The organism is Enterococcus sp. 3H8_DIV0648 (genome assembly GCF_002140655.1).
In the GTDB taxonomy this organism is placed as follows: Bacteria; Bacillota; Bacilli; order Lactobacillales; family Enterococcaceae; genus Enterococcus_A; species Enterococcus_A hulanensis.
The window spans coordinates 1,035,326-1,039,145 of the sequence record NZ_NGLG01000002.1 but is presented as its reverse complement, the minus strand read 5'-3'; the positions used below and the strand labels follow the sequence as shown (position 1 = coordinate 1,039,145).

General features: G+C 37.5%; 8 protein-coding genes. All 8 read left to right on the top strand.

The window, feature by feature from the left end:
* The first annotated feature begins 34 nt into the window (after positions 1 to 34).
* Entirely contained in the window at positions 35 to 529 is a 495-nt protein-coding gene (locus tag A5875_RS21215; protein WP_088935553.1) for a DUF1642 domain-containing protein, read from the top strand.
* A 10-nt stretch (positions 530 to 539) separates the two neighbouring features.
* Entirely contained in the window at positions 540 to 758 is a 219-nt protein-coding gene (locus A5875_RS21210) for a hypothetical protein (RefSeq protein ID WP_088935552.1), read from the top strand.
* Positions 759 to 1,116: 358 nt separating this feature from the next.
* Positions 1,117 to 1,431, top strand: a complete 315-nt coding sequence (locus A5875_RS21200; RefSeq protein WP_088935550.1) for a hypothetical protein — start codon at positions 1,117 to 1,119, stop codon at positions 1,429 to 1,431.
* A gap of 31 nt (positions 1,432 to 1,462) precedes the next feature.
* On the top strand, positions 1,463 to 1,711 hold the full coding sequence (locus tag A5875_RS21195) for a hypothetical protein (protein ID WP_088935549.1): 249 nt from the start codon (positions 1,463 to 1,465) through the stop codon (positions 1,709 to 1,711).
* Positions 1,712 to 1,747: 36 nt separating this feature from the next.
* A complete protein-coding gene (locus tag A5875_RS21190; RefSeq protein ID WP_088935548.1) occupies positions 1,748 to 2,476 on the top strand; it encodes a hypothetical protein in 729 nt (242 codons plus the stop codon).
* Between the two features lie 5 nt (positions 2,477 to 2,481).
* Positions 2,482 to 2,841: a hypothetical protein gene (locus tag A5875_RS21185; protein WP_088935866.1), complete on the top strand. Its 360-nt coding sequence runs from the start codon at positions 2,482 to 2,484 to the stop codon at positions 2,839 to 2,841.
* Positions 2,842 to 2,864: 23 nt separating this feature from the next.
* Positions 2,865 to 3,065 carry a hypothetical protein gene (locus A5875_RS21180; RefSeq protein WP_088935547.1) on the top strand — a complete coding sequence of 67 codons (201 nt, stop codon included), beginning with the start codon at positions 2,865 to 2,867 and terminating at the stop codon, positions 3,063 to 3,065.
* Between the two features lie 159 nt (positions 3,066 to 3,224).
* Complete coding sequence (locus A5875_RS21170) at positions 3,225 to 3,695, top strand: ArpU family phage packaging/lysis transcriptional regulator (protein WP_088935545.1); 471 nt, start codon at positions 3,225 to 3,227, stop codon at positions 3,693 to 3,695.
* Positions 3,696 to 3,820 lie beyond the last annotated feature (125 nt).

Below are 3,820 nucleotides of genomic sequence, written 5' to 3'. Positions count from 1 at the left end.
TAAATCATTTAACAGTCAATTAAGGAGGTATGAAATGAATAAGCAAGAAGCAATCGAATGTATTAAAAATTTTAGTGAATATCCTGCAATTTATCCTTGCGCGATCGTCAGAACGCCGAGTGTGATTGAAGTAATCAAAGAGATGGACGAACCAAAAAAAGTCAAAGTACCAAAATTCATGAAAGAGTTTCTTGATTTCTGTAAGAAAAATGAGCAAAACGGATTGGAAGCATATCACGGATTGTTTAACATCTGCTCGTCGTGGCCTAAGGACGATATTTTGGCATGGTCATTTGAAGATCCTTATAGATTTGTTAATGCATTTCAATACGGTTACGAGGTCGAGGAAGTTGAAGAGTGGATCGTTAGAGTAAAAGGAATGTATTTCTTGAATTGGGGCGAAGATGGTACCTGTCCAACCTTTGTTATTGACGATAATCCAAGAGCGAAATTGCAAGCCAAGCCGTTTATCAAAAGTGAAGCGCAATCTCTTGCAGAAGCTCTTCACGGTTCAATAGAGAAAGCGTAGGTGTGATCGAATGAAAACAGGAACAGAATGTGAATACTGTAAATCTGATTTCCCTTTCGATAATACTGTGTTAGTTGAGTTTGATGAAAACGAAATCGAAAAGGACACCGGGAAAATATTAATCTCAAATAGCGGAGAACTACTATTAGTAAATCGATATTTGGGACAATTAAGCAAAATAAATTATTGTCCGATGTGTGGCAGGAAGTTGAAAGGGGTGGCGGAATAGTTGTGTAAATATTGCGACGGTTCCATTCAAGAAGTAGAAGAGAAGGATTACGTACATGTTGATACAACCGGAAGAACTATCCGTATTAAAGCATATCCAGAGGGATACGAAGATGGCACTTGCATTTATATAAGACGGAAGTTCTGCCATGAATGCGGAAGAGAGTTTGAGGTAGCAGAATGAATAATAGACACAGGAGAGTTGAACGGCTCAGATTGAAATATGAGACACCAGCAGAACGTCGGAGCCGGAACATCATAGAAGCCTTTTTGGAGGTCGGTAGGCAGTGCCGAATGGCTGCTGAATCTATTAGAAAAATTAAGATCCGGTAACCGAAGCAATCATGGAAGGAATTTATATGGAGCATACAGAAAAATTTATTGAAATGATTGAAAAAGCTCTAGGGTTCATGCTTTATGAATACCAAAGAGAAATTCTAAAAGGTAAAGATGTAAAAATACCATCAGGACGAGCAACTGGCAAAACTCTTACATCGATGCTAGTGCTACTAACTAAGTATGACCAGATTGGTGAGCCGATAGAATTGTCTCCTTCGAATTTTAGGAATGGCAGATACTTTAGTTGGTACACACTAGAACTTAGAGAATTAAGAAGAAAACTTGTTGAAAAAGGGATACCGTGTCGTGAAATTGTTTTAAAAAGATTCGGTTAGCGAAGTGATAGTAGAGAGAAGGGGTAGAGTAATGGATGAATTTCTAGAAGCACTATCAGAGATCATGGAAGATTATGAGGATTTTGATAATATCATTTCATTTGAAAAGAAAGAGCTTGCTGACGATAAAGGATTTCAAGAACAGTCAGCATATGGGAATGACTTCTTTGAACCAGTAGAATTTGTAAAACAAAGATGTCACATGGAAGATTTCTATGAAGGGAGAATAATCCGACCAATCAAGAATTCAGAATTTGTTTTAGTAATTGATTATAGCTAATTATGTCGAAGCTATCTAAGAGAAAAAGGTGATATTTTGAAAGAAAAAGACATGTTTGAACCAGTAAAACTGTTACTGGAAGAATCCGGTTGTAGCGAAGTGTATGGCGAGATAATGAATTTTGACGTAGTAGGATTAAAAGGACCTGCAGAAGTAATCGTCGAGATGAAAAAGACACTAAATTTTAAAGTGATCGAGCAAGCCTACCATGCCTGTCACCATGCACACTTCGTATATATCGCTGTTCCTAAAGTAAAAACATCTCATTGGTTCATTTATAACGAGTTTCTTGCGCCGAAAAATATTGGTTTGATATACGTTCGTAAAAACGAATCAAATGAGGCTATCTGGAACAAGTATCATGAAGGACCATATCAGAAATATATTGCTACTGTTGCACATGAAGCGAAGTTTAATCATCGTGCGCCGAAGAAAAAGTTAAAAGGGGATTTCTATCAATATAGCCTTCGAGGACATATCAAAACGTATTCGCACGAGAATATAGGAGGCTCTAAAGGTGGAGAAACAATAACTGATTATTCATTCATGATCAATGCAGTAAAAACGTTCTTAGAAAGCAATGGGCCATCGACACTTGAAGAAATCATTGAAAATGTACCTGTTGTTTCCGATCATTATAAAAACCCAAAAACGTCATTACGAGCTACATTACGAGAAAAGTGGAACGAACATTGGTTGATGATGTCTCGTGATTTTGAGAAGAAGCAAATTCTTTATGAATTGAAATCAGACAAGGAGGATTAATGATCATGAAAAAACGAATTTTTTGGAAGAAGATTAAACAGAGGGGGCCCATTATTCAAAATAACGCTGACGCCATTATGCGAGATGAAGGCTATCTTTACGCATATGACGAAAAAGGAGAGCTTACTGATGAAATAGTCTGCTGGATGCCGAAAACGTACAATTTTACCGGAGTTCCAGCTTATAACTCATACTCGGCACTAAGGCCTATCGGTAGTAAGAAGAACCCGAAACTATTCGAGTATTTTGATTTCGACGAAGATGAGGGTTGTGCAAGTGATGCCAGCTGGCGCACGCAATATGTTTCGAATCCACTTGCATGGCAAACTGAAATTATTTTTTTAGAGAGGATCGGGATACGGTGACGTCGCCTATCACGGAGGTTTCTATGAACGATCAAGATAAGCATGACATTTTAGAAGCTATTAGTCGGAGACAACAATCTGCAATAGCTATGGAAGAATTAGCACATAGTCTTGGAGCATTTAGGGGATCGTTAATAAGAGAAGGCTTCTCCGAAGAAGAATCGTTAGGACTAGTGGCCTATTTTATGACAGAATCAATCAAATCGAACCAAGGAGGGAATTAATTGGGAAAGAAAAAATCAAAGGTTAAGAAGAAAAAACGTCGCCTGCAGCAAAAAGCCGAAGCTAACGGTACTGCAAAAAAGAAAAAATAAAAAGCCGGGATTTCCCCAGCTGATCAATAAATTCGACAAGTTTATTATATCACAGGGGGAATTGAGAGAATGGTACTTTTTGATGTCAGTAAATATGAAATGCCGGCTAAAGAAAATGTTGATATGGAGAGAACCAAATACAATGTAGGTATCTTTTTAGGTGAATATCTAGCATCGAGAAGCAGAGTTGGGCAACCGAGAGAGCCAAAGATTACATCAAGTTTCTCCCTTGTCCCGCCTTCTCATTCTTCTGTGAATCATCCAGAGGCGGAGCAGATACTTATACAAAATGAAACAGCTCAAGAAGAATTTATCTATCTCCACAAGTTATTTGTTCAAGGATTTTCTGCAGTGCAACACCCATTTAAGCCGGATATTACAAAACGAAGGAAACAAATATTTTACGATCGATATATTCATGGATACTCTGTTAATTTCACTTCGGAGCGTTGTCATGTTAGCGAAGAGCTAATTAAACAAGAGTCAAGTGTGATATTGATTCAATTTGCATCGGCTTTGGAATTAGTAAGGTTCAAATAATACCTGTTAACTACCCTTTTTGTACCTCTTATTTAACTACAGAGTACCTGTTTTCAGAGTTATTATGATATTGTCGAAAGATAAGGAAAAGCGATTGGTCATATATTTGTCTCTTATACACATCT

What these genes read in the sequence shown, in the direction of transcription:
- A5875_RS21210 (WP_088935552.1), top strand. Translation starts at nt 540, where the DNA reads ATGAAAACAGGAACAGAATGTGAATACTGTAAATCTGATTTCCCTTTC.
- A5875_RS21185 (WP_088935866.1), top strand. Translation starts at nt 2,482, where the DNA reads ATGAAAAAACGAATTTTTTGGAAGAAGATTAAACAGAGGGGGCCCATT.
- A5875_RS21170 (WP_088935545.1), top strand. Translation starts at nt 3,225, where the DNA reads ATGGTACTTTTTGATGTCAGTAAATATGAAATGCCGGCTAAAGAAAAT.
- A5875_RS21215 (WP_088935553.1), top strand. Translation starts at nt 35, where the DNA reads ATGAATAAGCAAGAAGCAATCGAATGTATTAAAAATTTTAGTGAATAT.
- A5875_RS21195 (WP_088935549.1), top strand. Translation starts at nt 1,463, where the DNA reads ATGGATGAATTTCTAGAAGCACTATCAGAGATCATGGAAGATTATGAG.
- A5875_RS21200 (WP_088935550.1), top strand. Translation starts at nt 1,117, where the DNA reads ATGGAGCATACAGAAAAATTTATTGAAATGATTGAAAAAGCTCTAGGG.
- A5875_RS21180 (WP_088935547.1), top strand. Translation starts at nt 2,865, where the DNA reads ATGAACGATCAAGATAAGCATGACATTTTAGAAGCTATTAGTCGGAGA.